15 protein-coding genes, 1 pseudogene and 1 riboswitch are annotated in these 21446 nt (G+C 64.2%); of the genes and pseudogenes, 7 read left to right on the top strand and 9 right to left on the bottom strand.

Annotation, left to right across the window (positions count from 1 at the left end; translation table 11 throughout):
* Positions 1 to 14: 14 nt before the first annotated feature.
* Positions 15 to 848 carry an EamA family transporter gene (locus AC0ZZU_RS02525; protein WP_476338793.1) on the bottom strand — a complete coding sequence of 278 codons (834 nt, stop codon included), beginning with the start codon at positions 846 to 848 and terminating at the stop codon, positions 15 to 17.
* Positions 849 to 1016: 168 nt separating this feature from the next.
* Here AC0ZZU_RS02525 and AC0ZZU_RS02520 point away from each other — a divergent pair, with 168 nt between their 5' ends.
* Positions 1017 to 2273 (top strand): cation:proton antiporter, encoded by a 1257-nt coding sequence (locus tag AC0ZZU_RS02520; protein WP_476338791.1) that lies wholly within the window; start codon positions 1017 to 1019, stop codon positions 2271 to 2273.
* Between the two features lie 4 nt (positions 2274 to 2277).
* Here the strand turns inward: AC0ZZU_RS02520 and AC0ZZU_RS02515 are convergent, their stop codons facing one another.
* The gene (locus tag AC0ZZU_RS02515) at positions 2278 to 2676 is read right to left on the bottom strand and encodes an acyl-CoA thioesterase (protein WP_476338789.1); all 399 of its coding nucleotides are present in this window, start codon (positions 2674 to 2676) and stop codon (positions 2278 to 2280) included.
* A 179-nt stretch (positions 2677 to 2855) separates the two neighbouring features.
* Positions 2856 to 2951, top strand: a riboswitch (S-adenosyl-L-homocysteine riboswitch).
* A 21-nt stretch (positions 2952 to 2972) separates the two neighbouring features.
* On the opposite strand from AC0ZZU_RS02515, the gene ahcY reads away from it, so the two are divergent.
* The 4 genes from ahcY (at position 2973) to AC0ZZU_RS02495 (ending at position 8365) form a co-directional block, all read left to right on the top strand.
* Entirely contained in the window at positions 2973 to 4382 is a 1410-nt protein-coding gene (gene ahcY / locus AC0ZZU_RS02510) for an adenosylhomocysteinase (RefSeq protein WP_476338787.1), read from the top strand.
* Positions 4383 to 4496: 114 nt separating this feature from the next.
* Positions 4497 to 5342, top strand: a complete 846-nt coding sequence (gene metF, locus AC0ZZU_RS02505) for a methylenetetrahydrofolate reductase [NAD(P)H] (RefSeq protein ID WP_476338785.1) — start codon at positions 4497 to 4499, stop codon at positions 5340 to 5342.
* A 116-nt stretch (positions 5343 to 5458) separates the two neighbouring features.
* Positions 5459 to 6244 carry a substrate-binding periplasmic protein gene (locus AC0ZZU_RS02500; protein WP_476338783.1) on the top strand — a complete coding sequence of 262 codons (786 nt, stop codon included), beginning with the start codon at positions 5459 to 5461 and terminating at the stop codon, positions 6242 to 6244.
* Positions 6245 to 6466: 222 nt separating this feature from the next.
* A complete protein-coding gene (locus AC0ZZU_RS02495; protein WP_476338782.1) occupies positions 6467 to 8365 on the top strand; it encodes a DEAD/DEAH box helicase in 1899 nt (632 codons plus the stop codon).
* A gap of 60 nt (positions 8366 to 8425) precedes the next feature.
* Here the strand turns inward: AC0ZZU_RS02495 and AC0ZZU_RS02490 are convergent, their stop codons facing one another.
* The 3 genes and pseudogenes from AC0ZZU_RS02490 to AC0ZZU_RS02480 all read right to left on the bottom strand — a co-directional run.
* Positions 8426 to 9004, bottom strand: a complete 579-nt coding sequence (locus AC0ZZU_RS02490; protein WP_476338780.1) for a YceI family protein — start codon at positions 9002 to 9004, stop codon at positions 8426 to 8428.
* A gap of 31 nt (positions 9005 to 9035) precedes the next feature.
* Positions 9036 to 9587, bottom strand: coding sequence for a cytochrome b (locus tag AC0ZZU_RS02485; RefSeq protein WP_476338778.1), 552 nt, complete (start codon positions 9585 to 9587; stop codon positions 9036 to 9038).
* Between the two features lie 160 nt (positions 9588 to 9747).
* A pseudogene (locus AC0ZZU_RS02480) lies at positions 9748 to 11322 on the bottom strand (flavin monoamine oxidase family protein); the annotation flags it as partial.
* Positions 11323 to 11514: 192 nt separating this feature from the next.
* On the opposite strand from AC0ZZU_RS02480, the gene AC0ZZU_RS02475 reads away from it, so the two are divergent.
* Complete coding sequence (locus tag AC0ZZU_RS02475; RefSeq protein ID WP_476338776.1) at positions 11515 to 12921, top strand: adenosylmethionine--8-amino-7-oxononanoate transaminase; 1407 nt, start codon at positions 11515 to 11517, stop codon at positions 12919 to 12921.
* Between the two features lie 63 nt (positions 12922 to 12984).
* Positions 12985 to 13704, top strand: a complete 720-nt coding sequence (locus tag AC0ZZU_RS02470) for a 16S rRNA (uracil(1498)-N(3))-methyltransferase (protein WP_476338774.1) — start codon at positions 12985 to 12987, stop codon at positions 13702 to 13704.
* Here the strand turns inward: AC0ZZU_RS02470 and trhA are convergent.
* The 4 genes from trhA to AC0ZZU_RS02450 are packed head-to-tail and all read right to left on the bottom strand — an operon-like array spanning position 13701 to position 21433.
* Positions 13701 to 14318 carry a PAQR family membrane homeostasis protein TrhA gene (trhA, locus tag AC0ZZU_RS02465; RefSeq protein WP_476338772.1) on the bottom strand — a complete coding sequence of 206 codons (618 nt, stop codon included), beginning with the start codon at positions 14316 to 14318 and terminating at the stop codon, positions 13701 to 13703. The two genes, AC0ZZU_RS02470 and trhA, sit on opposite strands and share 4 nt — an antisense overlap.
* 3 nt (positions 14319 to 14321) lie before the next feature.
* Positions 14322 to 14828, bottom strand: coding sequence for a chemotaxis protein CheW (locus AC0ZZU_RS02460; protein ID WP_476338771.1), 507 nt, complete (start codon positions 14826 to 14828; stop codon positions 14322 to 14324).
* Positions 14821 to 19374 (bottom strand): hybrid sensor histidine kinase/response regulator, encoded by a 4554-nt coding sequence (locus AC0ZZU_RS02455; protein WP_476338769.1) that lies wholly within the window; start codon positions 19372 to 19374, stop codon positions 14821 to 14823. Before AC0ZZU_RS02455 ends, AC0ZZU_RS02460 begins: the two co-directional genes overlap by 8 nt.
* Positions 19375 to 19384: 10 nt before the next feature.
* The gene (locus AC0ZZU_RS02450) at positions 19385 to 21433 is read right to left on the bottom strand and encodes a methyl-accepting chemotaxis protein (RefSeq protein WP_476338767.1); all 2049 of its coding nucleotides are present in this window, start codon (positions 21431 to 21433) and stop codon (positions 19385 to 19387) included.
* Positions 21434 to 21446: the final 13 nt, after the last annotated feature.

The following is a 21446-nucleotide window of genomic DNA, read 5'->3' as shown; positions in this document are numbered from 1 at the left end:
TCAGAGAGTCGGTTTCAGAGCTTCATCACCAGCATGCCTGCCAGTACCAGCCCGCAGGCTATGAGCCTCGGGCCGCCAAAAGGTTCTTTGAGGTAACGCATGCCCGGCAGCACCACCAGGATCACGCTCAGCTCCCGCAAGGCCGCCGCTTCGGCCACCGAACCCAGGTGCATGGCCCACAGCACGAGCGCATAGCTGAGCAACACGCATACTCCCACCGCGAGCCCCAGCCGCCATTGCAGGCGCCAGAACAGCACGAACGGCGTCCGTCGCGCCACGCCTGCCAACAACGGGAACGGCCAGGCACTGAGCAGGGTCAACCAGACCAGGTAGTCGAACGGCTTGCCCCACAGGCGCACGGCCTGGCCGTCGAACCACGTGTAGCAGCCGATGCAGAGCCCGATCAGCGCCACCACCGGCAACATCGACCACGGCAGCCGCTCGCCGCCCCCGCCCTGCCATAGCAGACACGCCATGCCACATGGGATCAGCAGGATACCGATGATCTGCTGGCCGCTCAGCGGCTCACCTGCAAACGCCAGGGTCAGCCCCAACACCACCAGCGGCGACAGACCGCGCATCAGAGGATAGACCAGCCCCAGGTCGCCAACCCGATAGGCGCGGATCAACAGCGCCCGGTACAACTGCTCTGCCAATGCCGAGGCGATCAGCCATGGCCAGACGGCCTCAGGCGGCAGCTCGACGAAAGCCACCGCCGCCACCGCGAACACCAGCGCCACCGTATCCATGCTGGCAATCACCAGGAGGCGCTCGCCGCTGAACTTGATCAGGGTGTTCCACGTGGCATGCAGCAAGGCAGCGATCAGTACGAGCGAAGTGGCTAACACGCGTAGGTCCTTTTCGGTGACGCGGAATCGGCGGGACTATCGGGTACTCATCGAACGAATTCAATGAACACGGTCAAAAACTGTGTCCCGAAACGCATCTGCAGTCATCAAACACCTGCCCGAGCTTTTCGGGTACCGGCTTGGATTCCCTTTGCTACAGGACCTCGGATGCTTGAGATTGTTGCTGTCTTTATTTGCCTGACCACCCTCCTTACCTACGTCAACTACCGGTTCATCGGGTTGCCGCCGGCCATCGGCGTGATGGTTACCGCGCTGCTGTTTTCCCTGATGCTGCAGGGCCTGAGCCTGATCGGCTACCCCGGCCTCGAGGCCCGGGTCGAAGGCCTGATGAACCAGATCGACTTCAACGACCTGCTGATGCACTGGATGTTGTCGTTCCTGCTGTTCGCCGGTGCGCTGCACGTCAACCTCAGCGACCTGCGCAGCTATCGCTGGCCAATCGGGCTGCTGGCCACGGTGGGTGTACTGATCGCCACCGTGGTGATCGGCTATCTGGCGCACTGGATCTTCGCGCTCTTCGGCTGGCACGTCAGCATGCTCTATTGCCTGCTGTTTGGTGCGCTGATCTCGCCCACCGACCCGATCGCGGTACTCGGCGCGCTTCGCACCGCCAACGCCTCGAAACCGCTGAAAACCACCATCGTCGGCGAATCGCTTTTCAACGACGGCACCGCGGTCGTGGTGTTCACCGTGCTCCTGGGCATCGCACAGCTGGGCGAAACCCCGAGCGTTGCCGACACGGCCATGCTGTTCGTGCGTGAAGCGGTTGGCGGCGTGGCGTTTGGCGCGGTGATCGGCTATGCCATATACCGCATGATCAAGAGCATCGAGCAGTACCAGGTCGAAGTCATGCTGACCCTGGCGCTGGTCATCGGCGGTTCGGCGCTGGCCTACGAGCTGCACGTTTCGGCACCGATCGCGATGGTGGTGGCGGGCCTGATCATCGGCAACCTGGGGCGCAACCTGGCGATGAACGACATGACCCGCCGGTACCTCGACGGCTTCTGGGAGCTGATCGATGACATGCTCAATGCCCTGTTGTTCGCGCTGATCGGCCTGGAGCTGTTGCTGCTGCCTTTCAACTGGCTACATGTGGCGGCCGCGACCAGCCTGGCGGTAGCGATCCTGCTGTCGCGCCTGCTGACCGTGGCCCCTGCCATCGTGCTGCTGCGCCGCTGGCGGCCGGTGCCGAGCGGCACGATCCGCGTGCTGACCTGGGGCGGCCTGCGCGGTGGTGTGTCAGTGGCCCTGGCCCTGTCGCTGCCTGCCGGCGAGGAGCGTGATCTGCTGTTGAGCATCACCTACATCGTGGTGCTGCTGTCGATCCTGATCCAGGGCCTGAGCATCGGCCGGGTGGTGCGCGGGGTGACCGGGCAGACAGAGGCCCCGGTCACACACGGCTAGCGCATTACTCGGGAACGATGTCGAACTGATCCTGGATGTACTTGATCTCGGTCCGCCCGTGCGCCGCGGGCAGGCCGTCTTCGCCGAGGTTGACGAAGACCATCTTGTCCACGGTGAGGATGCTCTTGCGGGTGATCTTGTTGCGCACTTCGCACTTGAGGGTGATCGAGGTGCGGCCGAACTCGGTGGCCGTGATGCCCAGCTCGATGATGTCGCCCTGGCGCGAGGCGCTGACGAAGTTGATCTCCGAGATGTACTTGGTCACTACGCGCTGGTTGCCCAGCTGGACAATGGCGTAGATCGCCGCTTCTTCGTCGATCCAGCGCAGAAGGCTGCCGCCGAACAGCGTTCCATTGGGATTGAGGTCTTCGGGTTTTACCCATTTGCGGGTGTGGAAGTTCATCATTGCTCCTGACCGGTTTGCCAATCGTGCAGACATGATGGCAGAGCCGTTCGTGGCACTCCATTGGCCATCGACTATCGTCTCGATTAATCGACAGAAAACCTTGGGCCCAAGCGCTCAGCACAGCTATAATCGCCCACGTTTCACATGGCCGCCCCCAGCGGGGCCATGCCCGCCACCTGTCCGAGGGGCGCTGCAGCAGGCTCGACCTGTCAGGCTCGGATGGGGCGTTGTCCGTCTCGCGGACGCTTAACGCACAACGGCGCCCATTCGCACACTACGAATGGAGGCTCATCATGAGCGCTGTAAACACGCCTGCAGATTTTACCGATTTCAAAGTCGCTGACATTTCCCTGGCTGCCTGGGGCCGTCGCGAAACCATCATCGCCGAGTCCGAAATGCCGGCACTGATGGGCCTGCGCCGCAAGTACCTGCAAGAGCAACCGCTCAAGGGTGCCAAGATTCTCGGCTGCATCCACATGACCATCCAGACTGCCGTGCTGATCGAGACCCTGGTTGCCCTGGGTGCCGAAGTGCGCTGGTCGTCCTGCAACATCTTCTCGACTCAAGACCAGGCCGCTGCGTCCATCGCCGCTGCCGGCATCCCGGTATTCGCCTGGAAAGGCGAGACCGAGCAAGAGTACGAGTGGTGCCTGGAGCAGACCATCCTCAAGGATGGCCAGCCATGGGACGCCAACATGATCCTCGACGACGGCGGCGACCTGACCGAGCTGCTGCACAAGAAGTACCCGGCCGTGCTGGAAAACGTCCACGGCGTCACCGAGGAAACCACCACCGGTGTGCACCGTCTGCTCGACATGCTGGCCAAGGGTGAGCTGAAAGTCCCGGCGATCAACGTCAACGACTCGGTCACCAAGAGCAAGAACGACAACAAGTACGGCTGCCGTCACAGCCTGAACGACGCCATCAAGCGCGGTACCGACCACCTGCTGTCGGGCAAGCAGGCCCTGGTGATCGGCTACGGTGACGTGGGCAAGGGCTCGGCCCAGTCCCTGCGTCAGGAAGGCATGATCGTCAAGGTTTCCGAGGTCGACCCGATCTGCGCCATGCAAGCCTGCATGGACGGCTTCGAGCTGGTTTCGCCCTTCACCGACGGTATCAACGATGGCACCGAGGCCAGCGTCGACAAGGCCCTGCTGGGCAAGATCGACCTGATCGTCACCACCACCGGTAACGTCAACGTCTGCGACGCCAACATGCTCAAGGCCCTGAAGAAGCGTGCAGTGGTCTGCAACATCGGCCACTTCGACAACGAGATCGACACGGCCTTCATGCGCAAGAACTGGGCATGGGAAGAGGTCAAGCCGCAGGTGCACAAGATCCACCGCACCGGCCATGGCGACTTCGACCCGCAGAACGACGACTACCTGATCCTGCTGGCCGAAGGCCGCCTGGTCAACCTGGGCAACGCGACCGGTCACCCGAGCCGCATCATGGACGGTTCGTTCGCCAACCAGGTGCTGGCACAGATCTTCCTGTTCGAACAGAAGTTCGCCACCCTGCCAGCCGCGCAGAAAGCCGAACGGCTGACCGTCGAAGTGCTGCCCAAGAAGCTTGACGAAGAAGTGGCCCTGGAAATGGTCCGCGGCTTCGGTGGCGTGGTGACCCAGCTGACCCAGCAGCAGGCCGAGTACATCGGCGTGACTGTCGAAGGCCCGTTCAAGCCGGACGCCTACCGGTACTAAGCCGCTACGCGGGAAGTTGCAAGCTGCAAGCCGCAAGCCAGGGCAGTCCGTGCCTGGCCGAGGTTTGCAGCTTGATGCTAGACGCTTGACGCTTGCAGCTCCGAGGAATGCCTGATGTCTGAAGAACGCCGTTACAGTTTCGAATTCTTTCCAACCAAGACCGACGCTGGCCACGAAAAGCTGATGGGCGTTGCCCGTCAACTGGCCACCTACAACCCTGACTTCTTCTCCTGCACCTATGGTGCGGGCGGCTCGACCCGCGACCGCACGCTCAACACCGTGCTGCAGCTGGAAAACGAGATCAAGGTCCCTGCCGCCCCGCACCTGTCGTGCGTTGGTGACAGCAAGGAAGACCTGCGCAGCCTGCTGGCCCAGTACAAGGAAGCCGGCATCAAGCGCATCGTCGCCCTGCGCGGCGACCTGCCATCGGGCATGGGCATGGCCAGCGGCGAGCTGCGCCATGCCAATGACCTGGTCGAGTTCATCCGCCGGGAAACCGGTGACCATTTCCACCTGGAAGTCGCCGCCTACCCCGAGATGCACCCGCAGGCGCGCAATTTCGAGGACGACCTCGCCAATTTCGTGCGCAAGGTCAAGGCCGGTTCCGACAGCGCCATCACCCAGTACTTCTTCAACGCCGACAGCTATTTCTACTTCGTCGAGCGCGTGCAGCAGATGGGCGTGGATATTCCTGTGGTCCCGGGGATCATGCCGATCACCAACTACAGCAAGCTGGCGCGCTTCTCCGATGCATGCGGCGCCGAGATTCCACGCTGGATCCGCAAGCAGCTCGAAGCCTATGGCGATGACGTGAACAGCATCCAGGCCTTTGGCGAAGAAGTGATCACCCGCATGTGCGAGCAACTGCTGGAAGGTGGGGCTCCGGGGTTGCATTTCTATACGCTGAACCAGGCTGAGCCCAGTCTGGCGGTGTGGAATAACCTGAAGTTGCCGCGGTAAGAGTATCCCCCGGGGTTTCATCGCCCTTGAGATCGAGCGCCGCATGCGCGGCGCTCGATCTGATGGTCGCTGCAAAACTATGGCGAACCCCCCGCCCCGCGTCGTAATCTTGCTCCATGCCACATTTCCTCCGCCTCCTCTGCACACTCCTGCTCGCCAGCCTGAGTTTCCTGGCCCATGGCGAACGGCTGCGTATTGTCAGTGACGAATGGTCGCCCTACTTCTACCAGGAAAACGGCCAATTCAAAGGCATCGACTACGAGGTGGCCAACCAGGTGTTCAAGCGCCTGGGGGTCCAGGTGCACTGGGAGATCCTGCCGTGGAAACGCTGCCTGGCAATGGTCGAGCAAGGCCTGGCCGATGGCATCCTGGATATCTTCCAGACCTCCGCGCGCGAGGCACTGATGGTCTACCCGGACGAGCCCATGTCGACAGTGGAATTCGTGCTGTTCCAGGCCAAGGCCCGCCCTCACCCGGTAACACGCCTGGAAGACTTGGCCGGACTGACCGTGGGGACCTCTCCAGGCTATGACTATGGCGCAGCGTTCCTTGGGTCGACGCTCTTCCGGAGCGAGGCGGCCCCCACCCATGTAGCCAACCTGGGCAAGCTGCAGCGCGGGCGCATCGACCTGCTGATCACCGATCGCCGCGTTGGCCTGCATCTGCGCAGGCAATTGGGACTGCAGGACCTTGTCGAAGACCTGCCGCTGGTGGTCAGCCGGAAGCCGCAGTACCTGGCACTGACCCGCAAGCCCGGCCGTGAAGTGCTGGCCGAGCGCTTCACAGCCGAGTTGCGCCGCTTCAAGCAGGAGCCAGCCTACGCCGAACTCGGTGCCCGCTACGCCGGGGGTGCCGCGAACATTCCTCACGCCGTTGAGCAGCAGGAAAGCGGCACGCCGTGATTGCTCTGTTATACTCGGGCCTTCCCGCCAGGCTCACACCCGGACGCTCGGCCTTGCAGCAGGCATCCCGACCGGTATGAAGGCGCGCCAAGTGCCCGCCCGCCGCTTCCCGGATGCACGTCAAAGCCCTGCTGGACCGGACGCGATCGCATCCCTCCGATGCTTGTCGCGCCAGGCACGATCATCCCATCGGGCCCAGCCCACACTAGAACAGGATTGCCCATGTCCTTTGCTTCCCTCGGTCTCTCCGAGGCTTTAGTCCGCGCTATCGAGGCAGCGGGCTATACCCAGCCCACTCCGGTGCAACAGCGGGCCATTCCCGCCGTGTTGCAGGGCAGCGACCTGATGGTCGCCGCCCAGACAGGTACTGGCAAAACCGGCGGCTTCGCCCTGCCGATCCTCGAGCGCCTGTTTCCGGGCGGTCATCCGGACAAATCCCACCGGCATGGTCCGCGCCAGCCGCGCGTGCTGGTCCTGACCCCGACCCGTGAACTGGCAGCCCAGGTCCATGACAGCTTCAAGGTCTATGCACGTGACCTGAAACTGGTCAGCGCCTGCATCTTCGGCGGCGTCGGCATGAACCCGCAGATCCAGGCCATGTCCCGGGGCGTCGATGTCCTGGTGGCCTGCCCGGGCCGCCTGCTCGACCTCGCCGGCCAAGGCAATGTCGACCTGTCCCACGTCGAGATCCTGGTACTGGACGAAGCCGACCGCATGCTCGACATGGGCTTTATCCATGACGTGAAGAAGGTCCTGGCCCGCCTGCCGAGCAAGCGCCAGAACCTGCTGTTCTCGGCGACGTTCTCCAAGGACATCACCGACCTCGCCGACAAGCTCCTGCGCAACCCGGAGCGAATCGAGGTCACGCCCCCCAACACCACGGTCGAGCGCATCGAGCAACGTGTCTACCGGCTGGCCTCCAGCCACAAGCGTTCGCTCCTTGCTCACCTGATCACCCTCGGTGCCTGGGAACAGGTGCTGGTGTTCACCCGTACCAAGCACGGCGCCAACCGCCTGGCCGAATACCTTGAAAAACACGGCCTGACCGCCGCCGCGATTCACGGTAACAAGAGCCAGAACGCCCGCACCAAGGCCCTGGCCGACTTCAAGGCCGGCAGCGTACGCATCCTCGTGGCGACCGACATCGCTGCCCGTGGACTGGACATCGACCAGCTGCCGCACGTGGTCAACTTCGAGCTGCCAAACGTCGAGGAAGACTACGTACACCGTATCGGCCGTACCGGCCGTGCCGGTCGCTCGGGTGAAGCCATCTCGCTGGTGGCGCCGGACGAAGAAAAACTGCTCAAGAGCATCGAGCGCGTCACTCGCCAGAAGATCGCCGACGGCGACCTGATGGGCTTTGATGCGAGCAAGGTCGAAGCCGAGAAGCCTGAAGTGCGCGAGCGCCCCCAGGTCAGCGGCCGCGGCGCGCGTAGCCCGCGCAGCGAAGGCAGCAATGCCGGCAGCGGTGGCCGCAAGGACAAGGGCAAGGACAAAGGCCGCGAAAAGACAGCAGCCGAGAAACCGGCGGAAAAAGCTGCCGGCCAGCAGCCCCGTCCAGAGCGCAAGCCCCGCAACAGGAAGCCGAGCCAGCCGCAGTCGGCTCAGCAAGGCACTGCGTCGGCTCCCGCCAATCGCGACCCTGAAACCTTCCTGGACGACGAAGTCGACAACTTTGGTAACCGTGCCGACTACGTCAGCCCGTACCAGAACAAGAACCAGGGTCGTAATCGTCGTCCAGGTGGCAGTGCTGGCCAGCAGACCCAAGGCGGCAGCCAGCGCCAGGGATCCGGCACCGGCGCTAGCCAGCCCCGTGGTGGCCAGCCGCGTACCGGTGGTGGTGGTAGTGGTGCTGCTGCCGGCAGTGGTGACAAGCGTCCGCGCAGCAACAACGGCGGTGGACGTCGTGACGCAGGTGGCGGTGGCCGCCAGTCGTCGCGCACTGACCAGTCGCGCCAGGAACCCGCTGTTCGCGGACCACGCGACGGCCAGGGCCAGGCCCAGCCGAAGATCGTGCACAAGGAATCCAAGCTCGACCGTTTCCCGACCGCCGAGCAACTTGAAGACCTGCCAAGCCGCCCACGCGGTGAGCGCCCTGCGCTGCTGACCCGCAATCGCTGACCAGCCGCGTAGACAACAACGCCGCCCCTAGGGGCGGCGTTGTTGTCTACGGTCAGCGAATTACTTCTGCTTGACGCCTTCGAGGCTGATGTCCAGGTCGAGTGTCTGGGAAGTCGGGCCTGGGCCCTTGATGCCGAAGTCAGAGAGGTTCAGCGTGGTCTTGGCATTGAAGCCAGCACGCTCACCGCCCCACGGATCCTTGCCTTCGCCGTTGAACTCGGCCTTGAAGGTCACTGGCTTGGTCACGCCGTGCAGGGTCAGGTCACCCGTCACGTCGGCGGTTTTCTCACCGGTCGACTTGACTGCGGTGGAAACGAACTTGGCGTCGGGATACTTCTTCACATCGAGGAAGTCGGCGCTGGCGATGTGCTTGTCACGCTCTGCATGGTTGGACCACAGGCTGGCAGTCTTCAGGTCGACGGCAATCTTGCTGGCTTCAGGCTGAGCCTTGTCCCACGAGAAGGTACCGTCGAAGTCCTTGAACGTGCCGTGGATGAAGCTGTAGCCCAGGTGGCTGATCTTCCAGTCGACGAAAGCGTGCTGGCCTTCCTTGTCGATCTGGTAGTCCGCTGCCATGGCCTGGCCGGCCGAAAGCAGTGCGGTACCCAGTGCCAGCGCGGCGAAAGTCTTTTTCAACATCCTTCGATTCCTTTGCAATTGAGGTTGAGAGTCAAGCTTTGCGGCCCAGCATGCGTGTCAGGGTCGCGTCACGGTCGATGAAATGGTGCTTGAGGGCTGCCAGGGCATGCAGGCCGGAAAAAATCACCAACCCCCAGGCCAGGTAGAAATGGATCACACCTGCAAGGTCTGCCTGGTCAGGCAGGTTGCTGACCAGGGCCGGCACCTCGAACCAGCCGAACACCGGGATGCCCACGCCATCGGCGGTGGAGATCAGGTAACCGGCGATCATCACGGCAAACAGCCCGAAGTACAGCACAGCATGGCCAAGTTTGGCGGCCACTCGGGTAAATGAGCCGTGAGTGGCAGGTGCCGGGGGTGGCGGGCTGACAAATCGCCAGACCACCCGCGCCAACATCACCGCCAGCAGTATCAGGCCGATGCTCTTGTGCAGGTCTGGAGCTTCCTTGCGCCACGGGCTGTAGTAGTCGAGACCGACCATCCACAGGCCCAGGGCGAACAGGGCATAGACCGCAAGCGCCACGCTCCAGTGCAGGAGCATGCTGACCGAACCATACCGAGTGGGTGAGTTGCGCAGTTGCATGCCTGTTTCCCCTTAAGAACTGCCCACAAGACTAACGCGAAACGTATCGAAAAAAAGCGGAAAAAACTGCTCTGGAATATCGAACTATCAGATGGATATTCTGGAATTCGTCAATTAAGCAGACATTAACGTCAACGCGCGTTGTAGGCCGAGCCGCTTACTTCGCCTTGGCAACTGGCTCCTCATCCTTTCCGAACAACCGTGCGAAGAAGCCAGGCGTGCCCTGCTTTTCAGGTTCTGCCTTGACCGGGGCCTTGTCAGAAGAGCCTCCAAACAGATTCGAGAAGAATCCGCCCTTCTCTTTCTCGACCGCAGTGGGCGCCTTGGCAGCGACCGCCTTGGCAGGCTCGAAAGACTTGCCCGCAGCCAGATCCTGCACCTGGCCTGCAGCCCGCTGGCCACTACGGAGCGCGCCTTCGAGCGTGCCTGGATACAGCGCGTCGGTGTGTTCACCCGCAAAGGCCACACGTTGCACTGGACGCTCCCACAGGCGCCAGTACTTGCTGATCTGGCCGGGACCGTAGGCAAGGTATGCCCCCCCCATGCCCGCATCCGTGCTGTACCGGCGGATCTCGTAGCCGGTGAACGCGCCCCGCGCCTTCGGATAGAAGTTGTGCATGCGGATCAGCACCTGGTCGACCATCTGCTTGTCACCAAAGGCCTGAAGCAGCCGAGCGTTATCACCCGACAGGTTGATCACCACGTTGGCGCCCCCCTTGAGTGCAGGCTCGATCCACAGCATGCCAAGGCCGGTATTGCTGTAAATCTCGCCAGACATGCGCGAGCGGCTCTCCCACACCGGGGTCTTGAACTTGAGCAGCAACTGGTCACGCCACCCGTAGTTGGTGCCCTTGAGCGCCGCCAGGTGCTGGTTGTCCAGGCCGGGCGTCATCTGGATCTTGGCCAGCGCCCGAAGCGGCACGGCCATCACCAGGTAATCGGCCTGATAGCCGACGCTGCCGACCTTCACCGTGACCCCGTCCTTGTCCTGCACGATAGACGTGACTGGCGAGCTGGTCTTGATGGTTTTCAGCTGCTTGACGAAGGCCTGGGCCAGCACCGGGCTGCCTCCGGGCAGGCGCGCGGCCCGCAGATCGCGGTCGCTGACGCCTCGGTAGACACGGGTCTGCTGGGCAAAATACAACAGCGACAGGCGCGACGGCTCGTCATAACGGGTACGGATCTGCTGGTTGATCAGTTGCCGCGCAGTGGACGGCAGCTGCAGCTTGTCGAGCCACGCGGATACGTTGATCTGGTCGAGGGCGAACAGCGTGCTGTTGGCCGCAGGGGTCAGCGGATCATCGATCGATCGCGCCAGGTCGTCGAGAGTTGTCTCATAGCGCTTGAGCGCCTCGGCGGTGGCCGGCTGCTTGGTCGCCAGGTCCGCGGCGCTGAAGTAGTCGCCATCGATCAGGTAGCTCGGGGTACGTACGAATTCGGGCGCAGGCAAGGTCGTGAGCTTGAACTGGTCCAGGTACTGGTTGAGCACCGGCTGCGCCTTGCTGTTGCCGATCCACTCGCTGGTCGCCAGCCCCGAGCGGCCACCCATCCCGCCCTTGGCTTCGAGCAGCGTGACCTGCCAGCCCTTGGCCTGCAGCTCATAGGCTGCGGTCAGCCCCGCCAGGCCGCCGCCCACCACGATCGCCGCAGGCGTCTTGCCCTGTGCCAGCGCAGCGCCGCCGGACAAACCACCAATCATTACCAACGCGCACAGGCGCAGCCAAGCAGCAGCCATTTCGGCGAACTCCGGATCAGAAAAAACCGATAAAAGAAGGGGATGGACATCCCAGGGGGTAATGCATCAAGAATACGTCACCCTCCAGTGCCGTGCCAGCGTACTGACATCAAACACGGCAGGTTGTCCTGCCCGGCAGCATTGCTTAGGCTTACGCGGTCTATACACGCCGCGTCGCCAGGAGAAGTGCCCATGGGCCTCAACGATCAGTGGATGCAACGGGACCTCAAGGTCTTGTGGCACCCCTGCACCCAGATGAAAGACCACGAACAGCTCCCGCTGATCCCGATCAAGCGCGGCGAAGGCGTGTGGCTGGAGGACTTCGAGGGCAAGCGCTACCTGGATGCCGTCAGCTCCTGGTGGGTCAACGTGTTTGGCCATGCCAACCCGCGCATCAACCAGCGCATCAAGGACCAGGTCGACCAGCTCGAGCACGTGATCCTTGCCGGTTTCAGCCACCAGCCAGTCATCGAGCTGTCCGAGCGCCTGGTCAGCATGACTCCGGCAGGCCTGGATCGCTGCTTCTACGCCGATAACGGCTCGTCATGCATCGAAGTGGCGCTGAAAATGAGCTTCCACTACTGGCTCAACAAGGGCCAGCCGCAGAAGAAGCGCTTCGTCACCCTCACCAACAGCTACCACGGCGAGACCATTGCCGCGATGTCGGTAGGCGACGTGCCACTGTTCACCGAAACCTACAAGGCTCTGTTGCTCGATACCCTGAAGGTGCCGAGCCCGGACTGCTACCTGCGCCCCGAGGGCATGGGCTGGGAAGAGCACTCGCGCAACATGTTCGCCGCCATGGAGCAGACCCTGGCCGAGCACCATGACAGCATCGCCGCCGTGATCGTCGAGCCGCTGATCCAGGGCGCGGGTGGCATGCGCATGTACCACCCGGTCTACCTCAAGCTGTTGCGCAAGGCCTGCGACCGCTATGGCGTGCACCTGATCCATGACGAGATCGCCGTCGGCTTCGGCCGTACCGGCACGATGTTCGCGTGCGAGCAGGCCGGCATCCGGCCGGACTTCCTCTGCCTGTCGAAGGCCTTGACCGGTGGCTACCTGCCTCTGGCCGCGTGCCTGACCACCGAGGATGTCTACCAGGCCTTCTATGACGACTACCCGACCCTGCGCGCCTTCCTGCATTCGCACAGCTACACCGGCAACCCGCTGGCCTGCGCCGCGGCCCTGGCGACGCTGGATATCTTCGAACAGGACAACGTGATCGAGGCCAACAAGGCCCTGTCCCAGCGCATGGCCAGCGCTACCGCGCACCTGACCGACCACCCGCATGTGGCCGAAGTGCGCCAGACTGGCATGGCCCTGGCCGTCGAGATGGTCAAGGACAAGGCCGGCAAGACCGCCTATCCCTGGCAGGAACGCCGCGGCCTCAAGGTGTTCGAGCACGCCCTGACCCGCGGTGCGCTGCTGCGTCCGCTGGGCAGCGTAGTGTACTTCCTGCCGCCGTACGTGATTACCCCCGAGCAGATCGATTTTCTGGCCGAGGTGGCGACCGAAGGCATCGATATCGCCACGCGCAGCAGCGTCAGCGTCGCGGTGCCGAAGGACTTCCACCCCGACTTCCGAGATCCGGGTTAAGCGTGATCCACCACGCACACAAAGCACCGCGCACACGCAGTCAATCAAATCTTTGAGCCACCTATGCGACTATCCCGCTTTTTCATCGACGCCCCCCTGAGCCTTGGCGAGCACGACCTGCCCGAGGCCCAGGCTCATTACATCGGCCGGGTCCTGCGCATGGCGCCGGGCGACGCCGTGCAACTGTTCGACGGCAGCGGCCAGGAGTTTCTCGGCCAGTTGCTCGAGGTCGGCAAGAAAACCGTACGCGTCAGCCTCGACCAGGCGCTGCCCGGCCAGGCCGAATCGCCATTGCACATCCACCTCGGCCAGGGTCTCTCCCGGGGCGAACGAATGGACTGGGCCATCCAGAAGGCCACGGAACTTGGCGCCAACGAGATCACGCCGATCGTCAGTGAACGCTGCGAAGTACGCCTGAAGGACGAGCGCGCCGACAAGCGCCTGGCCCATTGGCGCCAGGTCGCCATCAGCGCCTGCGAGCAATGCGGGCGCTCACGCCTGCCAGTGATCCATCCGCCCGTCCCCTTGGCCGAGTGGATCAAGGGGGCCGACGCCGCGCTGAAGCTGGTGCTGCACCCGGTTGCCGAACCACTGGTCAGCCACGCGCGCCCCGACACACTGGCCTTCCTGGTCGGCCCGGAAGGCGGTCTCAGCGATGCTGAAGTCGAACAGGCCAAGTCCGCCGGCTTCCACGCCGCCCGCCTTGGCCCACGCGTGCTGCGCACCGAAACCGCGCCCGTGGTGGCGTTGTCGGTAGCGCAGCAACTGTGGGGTGATTTCTAGAGCACGTAGAAAAAGATGGCAATAAAGTGCAGCACGCTTCCGGCGATCACGAACAGGTGCCAGATGCCGTGCCAGTGGCGAAAGCGCCGGTCGTAGGCGAAAAAGATGATGCCGACGGTGTAGAGCACACCGCCCGCGGCCAGCCAGCCGAAGCCGGCGGTGCCCAAGGTGTGCAGCAGAGGATTGACCGCCACCAGCACGATCCAGCCCATCAAGGCATAGATCACGATCGACATCACCCGCGCCTCCGAGCGCGGCTTGATCTCCTGCAGCATGCCGATCAATGCCAGCCCCCAGACCACCCCGAACAGGCTCCACCCCCAGGGGCCGCGCAGGCTGACCAGGCAAAACGGGGTATAGCTGCCGGCGATCAGCAGGTAGATGGACAGGTGATCGAGCTTGCGCATGATCACCTTCGCCCGCCCGCGCGTGCTGTGGTAAAGGGTCGAAACACTGTAGAGCGTCAGCAGCGTGACGCCGTAGATGGAAAAGCTGACGATCTTCCACGGATCGCCTTGCAATCCGGCCGCAATGATTAGCCAGATGGCACCGATGGCAGCCAGTACCGCACCGACCAGGTGCGTCCAGGCATTGAAGCGTTCACCGTGATACATGCGTTACTGACCCTCTGCGGTCGAGCTGGGTTCCCCCGGAATGAGCGGTGATGCCAACGCCGCTTCACGTACCAGGCGCTCAAGGCCGGGCAGATCCGGTACCCGGACCACCTGATCGCCGACCTGGACAGCCGCCAGTTCCAGCGGCGCCAGGGGGACATCGACGTAGTTGAGCTGGCTGTCGACCTTGCATGAGCGCGGGATGCCCTGCACAAGCAGGGCCAGGTAGCGCAGGCCGGTATCGCCAAGCGCGTTGAGCACCACGATGCGGGCCCGCTCACCACACGGGGTATGCCCGCCGCAGGCGGCTTCGAAGCCTATCAGCGGCAGGCGTTGCTGGCGCCAGTCGACCCAGCCAAGGTGCCAAGGGGTCTCCCCGGGCTCGCAGCTGATCGCGCGCTGGCCGATCAGCTCGGCCACGGCGACGTTGGGTAGCACCAGCGTGCGGTCGCCCAATGGCAACAGCAGGCCGGTGAGGCTGACGCGCTGGCCAGCCAGATGATCAAGCATTGGCGTTGCTCCATTGGGCGATGCTCTGCAGCAGGACCGACTCCTGATAGGGCTTGCCGAGGTAATCGTTGACACCAATGGCCATCGCCCGCTCGCGGTGCTTCTGCCCGGTGCGCGAGGTGACCATGATGATAGGCAGATCCTTGAAGCGCTCATCGCTGCGCACGCGAGTGGCTACCTCGAAGCCGTCCATGCGCGGCATTTCGATGTCCAGCAGGAGCACGTCGGGACGGTGCTGGTCGAGCAACGCCATCGCATCGACACCGTCCTTGGCGGTGAGCACGTTCATGCCGTGCCTTTCGAGCAGGCGCCCGGTGACCTTGCGCATGGTCACCGAGTCGTCGACCACCATCACCAGCAAGGGACGGCGCGGCGCTTGGCCAAGTAGCAGGGTGGGTGCGCCCGTGCGCCCCGGCAGGTGCGTACGCCGCCGCTGCAGTCCGCGCAGCTGGCCAAGCAGGTCAAGGATCAGCACCACCCGGCCGTCACCGAGCAAGGTTGCGCCAGACAAGCCCGGCACCGCGGCAAACTGCGGTCCCAGGCTCTTGACCACGATCTCGCGGCTCGGCGAAAAGCTGTCGACCTGCACAGCGAAAGACTGCTCTTGGGAATGGACCAGCAGCACCGGCAACGGCACGTTCTGTCCCAGCAGGCGCGGTGAGGTGGTGCCCTGCACCAGCTCACCGAGGTAGCGGAGCTCGTAACGGTGGCCCGCGTAGGTGTAGTACGGCGCCTCGCGCTGGTAGCAGGCCTGCAGCTCGCCTGGCGGTACCCGCACAATGCCCTCGATGGTATTGAGCGGGATCGCGAACTGCTCCTCGCCCAGGTTGACCATCAACGCCCGGTTGATCGACACGGTAAACGGCAGGCGGATCAGGAAGCGTGCGCCCTTGCCCGGGCTCGACTCGATACTCATCGAGCCGCCCAACTGCTTGACCTCTTCGTGAACGACGTCCATGCCCAGGCCGCGCCCTGAAATCTGAGTGATCTTCTCGGCGGTGGAAAACCCGGGCCGCAGGATGAACTGCATGATCTCGTGGTCGGACAGGTGGGCCTCGGGATCGAGCAGACCGCGCTTGACCGCCTTGCGACGCACAGCCTCCAGCGGTACGCCGGCGCCATCGTCGGTCATCTCGATGACGATGTCGGCGCCTTCATGCAGCAGATTGAGACTGATCGTACCCTGCTCGGGCTTGCCTGCCGCCAGACGTGTCACGCCCGTTTCCAGGCCATGGTCGACGGCGTTGCGCAGCATGTGCTCGAGAGGGGCGACCATGCGTTCGAGCACGCTGCGGTCCAGTTCACCCTCGGCGTTGCCCACCACCAGCTCGACCTGTTTGCCCAGCTCGCTCGCCACCTGGCGCACTACCCGCTGCAGGCGCGGCACCAGCCGCTCGAACGGCACCATGCGGGTGCCGGTAAGCCCCTCTTGCAGCTGGCTGTTCACACGCGCCTGCTGTTGCAGCAGGCTGTAGGATTGTTGCGCCTGCTGGGTCAGGGTTTCCTTTAGATCGAGCAGGTCGGAGGCCGATTCGAACAAGGCTCGCGACAGCTGCTGCAACTGGGAATGGCGGTCCAGCTCCAGTGGATCGAAGTCTTCGTAGGCATCGCGCTCGGTCTGCTGGCGGCTGGAGATCTGTCCTTGAGTCTCCGTGTCGAGGCGGCGCAGCTGGTCGCGCATGCGCTCCAGGGTGGTTTCCATTTCGCCGAGAGCGACCTGGGCATCGTTCACCTGCTGCTCGATACGCCCACGGATGATCGAGTGCTCGCCCGCCAGGTTGCCCAGATTGTCGAGCAGCTCGGCAGCCACCTTGACCATGTCGCCCGGCGCCCGTTCGGGTACTGCGGCGGGGGCCTCGGCGGGCGCGGGATCGCGCTTTCCCTGGCCCGCGGCGGTGTCGGCCAGCGCCGCGCTGCTGAAGTTGCGGATGTAGTCGATCAGCGCCGTGGCCCCGTGCAGCGGCTGCCCAAGGCGCACAGCGTCGAGCATCTGCGCCAGGCGGTCATGGCAGTTCTGCAGCAGGCTGAACAGGGCCGGGCCGGGCGGCAACTGCCCAGCGGCCAGCAGTTCGTAGAGAAATTCCAGCTCATGGGCCAAGTCGCCGATGGCGGCGATCTCGACCATGCGCGCGCCACCCTTGAGAGTGTGAAGGTCGCGCAGCAGGTTTTCGACCTCGACCAGGTTGCGCGGCTCGGCCTGCCAACGCCCCAGCGCGGCGCCCGCGCTTTCGACGATGTCCGAGCTTTCTTCGAGAAAGATCTCCAGCAGCTCGTTGTCGCCGGGGGCCTTGCTGTCCTCCGGCAACGGCACGCCCAGCGCCATTGCGCTTGCCCGGCTCAGTTCGGTAACGCCGTTGTCGCGGCTGACCAGGCCGGTGGCAGACGGCGCCAGGCCCTCGTCCAGCAAGCCGCGCAGGGCCTGCAGGCACTCAGGCCGCGCCGTCACCTCCTGGCCTGCGGCAATTTCGTCGAGCATGTCGATAAGCGCTTCGTGGGCTTGTTGTGCCTGCACGAAAAACTTGGCGCTGGCACCCAGGCTGCCCTCCTCGACCGCGCCATAGAGGTCCAGCAAGGCTTCGCAGACTTCGTCCACCTGCCACAGGTCGGCCAGGTGCGCGCCTTGGCCGAGGGTGGTCAGCTCGTCGAGCAGGGCATCGAGTTCCTGACGCTCGCCCGGGTGCTCCTGCCAGCGCGATAGCAACGACTCGGCATCGAGCAGGATGTCCATGCCCTGGGCCAGAAAGCTTGCGATCAGCTGCGGGTCGCGCCGGGGGCGTCGGGCCTGGTCAGGAGTGTCCTGCAGCATCACCAGGCGCGCGTCGACGGCCTCGCCGATCTGCTTGATCAAGCGCTCGGCCCCGGCAATCGGAGCCAGTGGCGTGCTATCGAGCTGCGCCAGTCCTCGCCGCAGCAAGCTGAGCGACGCCTCCAGCAACTCGATGTCGTCCGGCATCAGGCTCAGCTGATGCGCTTTGTACTCGCGGGCCAGACGGTCGAGGGCGGCCGCCAGTTCGGCAACAGGCACGACCCCCGCCATGGCCGCGCTGCCCTTCAGGGTATGCAAGGCCCTCTGCAGGTTGTCTGTGACGATGGACAGGCCATGCTTGCCGGCTTCCTCCAGGACGCCTTCCAGCGTGGCCAGGTGCCCGTTTGCCTCATTGTGGAAGATATCCAGCAGTTGCGGGTCAAGCCCTGGCTCGCCTTCGACCACGAGCCCGGCATCGCTGATCGCCAGCGCCTGCAAGTTGCTGGAGAGCACGCTGGTACTTTTCCTCAGCTCACACCTCACGCCGAGCGCCGAAAGCGCCTGGCGCGCCTGTTCGACAAAGCCTGCGGTATCGGCGAGCGGGTCGGCGATCAGCCATTGCAGGCAGCACTCGCTGGCGCTAATGGCGGTCGCCAGGTGCTCCAGCTCTTGTGCCGTGATCGCCTCGGCGCGGCCGAGCAACTGACTGCGGGCATAGTGGGCACAACCTCCCAGGACGGCGGCTGCGCCAGGCAGCATCAGCATGGCCATGGCCCCGCGGATCTGCTGCAGCAAGTCTGGCAGTGCCTGCAGACGCTGCCGCGACCAGCCCGACTCCAGGCAATCGCCGATCAGCTCCTTCCCTTGTTGCAGTACCGTCAGGGCCTCGGCCAGCACCAGCTGACGGATCTCGGCCAAATCGGTGCCTGGCAACTGCCCACCCTCCTCCAGCGGTCCCACCATGCCGTTGAGTGTCGCCTCGACGTACAGCAAGGCACCGGCCACGTCCATCAGCAGGGCATCGTCCGGGGTGCGTTGGCCCTGGGCCAGGCTCTGCACGGCGAGCACCTGGTTGATGATCACCCGCCGTGGCTGCTGAAAGCCCAGCACCGCCAAGGTATCGGCCACCTGCCGCAGCGGGGCCAGCAACGGTTCCAACTGGCCGTGCTGCTGGCGATCACCGCGTCCGTACACGTCCAGGCGCTCCTTGATGCGCATCAGGTCATCGCACAGCGCCCGCACTACCGACCTCAAGGCATCACGTCCTTGCCCTGCCTCCATGTGCTCACGCCAGCCGCCCAATGGCAGGTCGAGGTTGGCCAGGTCTTCGGCACCGGCCAGCACCTGGCCAGGCTGTACGCCCCCCATGAGACTGGCCTGGGCCAGGGGCTCGACGCCTCGGCAGCCCCGTAGCTGGTTGAGCAGCGGCAGCATCACCAGAGGCAGGTCATGGCGGGCGCTGCGCAGTCGCTCCAGGTATGCCGGCAGCTGTTCAAGCCCACGGAACAGCGCGCCCAGGCAGTCGCCACGGGGCATGATCCGTCCCTCGGCGAATGCTCGCCCGAGCAGTTCCATTTCCTCGGCAAGGCACGTTGCGCCAGGCAGCTCCAGCATGCGCAGGCACCCGTGCACCTGATGCAGGTTGTCGAGGAAGACCTCCAGCACGGCCGTGTCCGCAGGCTCGCCAGCGAACTGTTCAAGGGCATGACGGGCCTGCGCCAGGCACTCGAGGATGGCGGGCTTGGTCCACGCCAGGGCCACCGTGTCGTGCCGCACCGGGAGCTGTGCTGCATTGGCCATGCTCAATTCCTCAAGTGCGTTCGGCCGGGGCCGGCAGAGTGAAACCAGACACCGAACGGCGCATTTCACTGGCCATGCGCGCCAGGTGACGGATGCTGTCGGCTGTCGCGGTGGAGCCTGCGGAGGTTTGCGCGGTGATCTGCTGGATCACCGCCATGGTATGGGAAATCTGCCCGGCCGAAGAGGTCTGCAACTGGGCAGCATCGGAGATGCTGTGGATAAGTTCGGCGAGCGTCTGCGAGACGCCTTCGATCTCGGCCAGGGAGACCCCGGCGTCCTGCGCCAGGCGTGCACCGCGAACCACTTCGGCCGTGGTTTGCTCCATGGAGATCACCGCCTCGTTGGTGTCGGCCTGGATGGCCCGCACCAGGGCCTCGATCTGCCGGGTGGCGGAGGACGAACGCTCGGCCAGGCGCTGCACCTCGTCGGCGACCACGGCAAAACCGCGCCCCGCTTCACCGGCCAGCGAGGCCTGGATGGCGGCGTTGAGCGCGAGGATGTTGGTCTGGTCGGCAATGTCATCGATCAGGCTGACGATGTCACCGATCTCCTGGGATGACTCGCCCAGGCGCTTGATCCGTTTGGCGGTGTCCTGGATCTGCTCGCGGATGTTGTCCATGCCGTTGATGGTGTTGTGCACCACCTCGTTGCCTTTGTTGGCGATGGCCACCGAACGCTCGGCCACCTTCGCCGACTCGTAGGCATGCGCCGATACCCGGTCGATTGACTCGACCATATCGCCGACGGCCACCGAAGCCTCGCTGATCTGCTCGGCCTGATGCTCGGAAGCCTTGACCAGCAAGCGCGCGGTGTTCTTGGTGTCCTGTACGGCGCTGGCCACCTGCACGGCGCTGTGGTTGATGGTCGCCACCAGGTCGCGCAACTGGTCGACCGAGTAGTTGATGGAGTCGGCAATGGCGCCGGTGAATTCCTCGGTGACAGACACGGTGACGGTCAGGTCGCCGTCAGCCAGTTCTTCGATCTCGTCGAGAAGGCGCATGATCGCCCGCTGGTTGCGTTCGTTCTTCTCGGCCGTCTCGCGCAGCTGGCGGCGGGTAGTGCGCACCATGACCAGGCCTATGAGGATGATCGATGCCAGCGCCAGCAGGCCCAGCGCGTAGCCGCCGACAGTATCCAGGGTGCGTCCGCTGGCCAGGTTCTCGAAGCTGTTGGCCAGGTGCGAGGCCTCGTCCAGCAAGGTCTGCGAGAGGCTGAAGATGTTTCCGGCGGCCTCGCGTACGCGCAGCAGCTCGGGCGAAGTCTCGAGGATTTCATCGACCGAGCCCGCAACGAACTGGAACAGTTCGGCGATCTCGGCCAGGCGCGCCCGGGCGTCGGCGTCCTCGACACGGGTCACCTGAATCGTCGGGCTGCCTCCCAGCATGCCTTCGAGTACCTGGCCGAAACGGTTGGCGTCGCGGCCAAACGCGTCGGCGGCCTGCACCGAGGTATCGTCGCCGGCCAGCACGGTATTCACCGAGCCGAGAATGCGCTCGGCCAGCAGCAACTGGCGCTGGGCGACAGCCACCTGATTGGCAGGCGCGCCGCTCTTCAGCAGGATCTCGACCACCTTTTCGTACTCGACCTGCAGCTGCGGCACGGTCTCGGCCAGGGTCGCCGCCACTTGGTGCAAGGACAGCACGGTCTGCTCGCTCGCCAGGATGGTATCGGTATTCTTGCGCAGGTTTTCCCAATCGCGCTTGACTGCGTCCATTTCGTCGCGCACCCCTGCTGGTGCCTCTGGCAGCCCGGTCGCCCGGTCGCCCTGGCGCAAGTAGCCCCAGCGACGCTCGAAGTCGTTGCGTGCGTCGCTCAGCAGCTTGAACGCCAGTCCCTTGCCGGCCGCCGCCTCGGTCGCGTTCTTGGCGATGCGCTGGGACAGCACGCGCAGCTCGCCAGCATGACCGATGTACTGCTTGTCGTAGTTGGACTGGGTGTTCAGGTAGGCGAAATTGGCGAACAGCAGGATGATCGACAGGATCAGCACGATGAACAGCACGGCAATCTGCGCGGTGCTGCGCAGGCGCGGGTTGGCGGACGGGCTGGGGGGTTGGCTCACGGTCGATTAGTCC

It is taken from the genome of Pseudomonas sp. JE3303 (assembly GCF_056312565.1).
The sequence above is the reverse complement of the archived record's forward strand: the minus strand, read 5'-3'. Positions and strand labels throughout refer to the sequence as shown.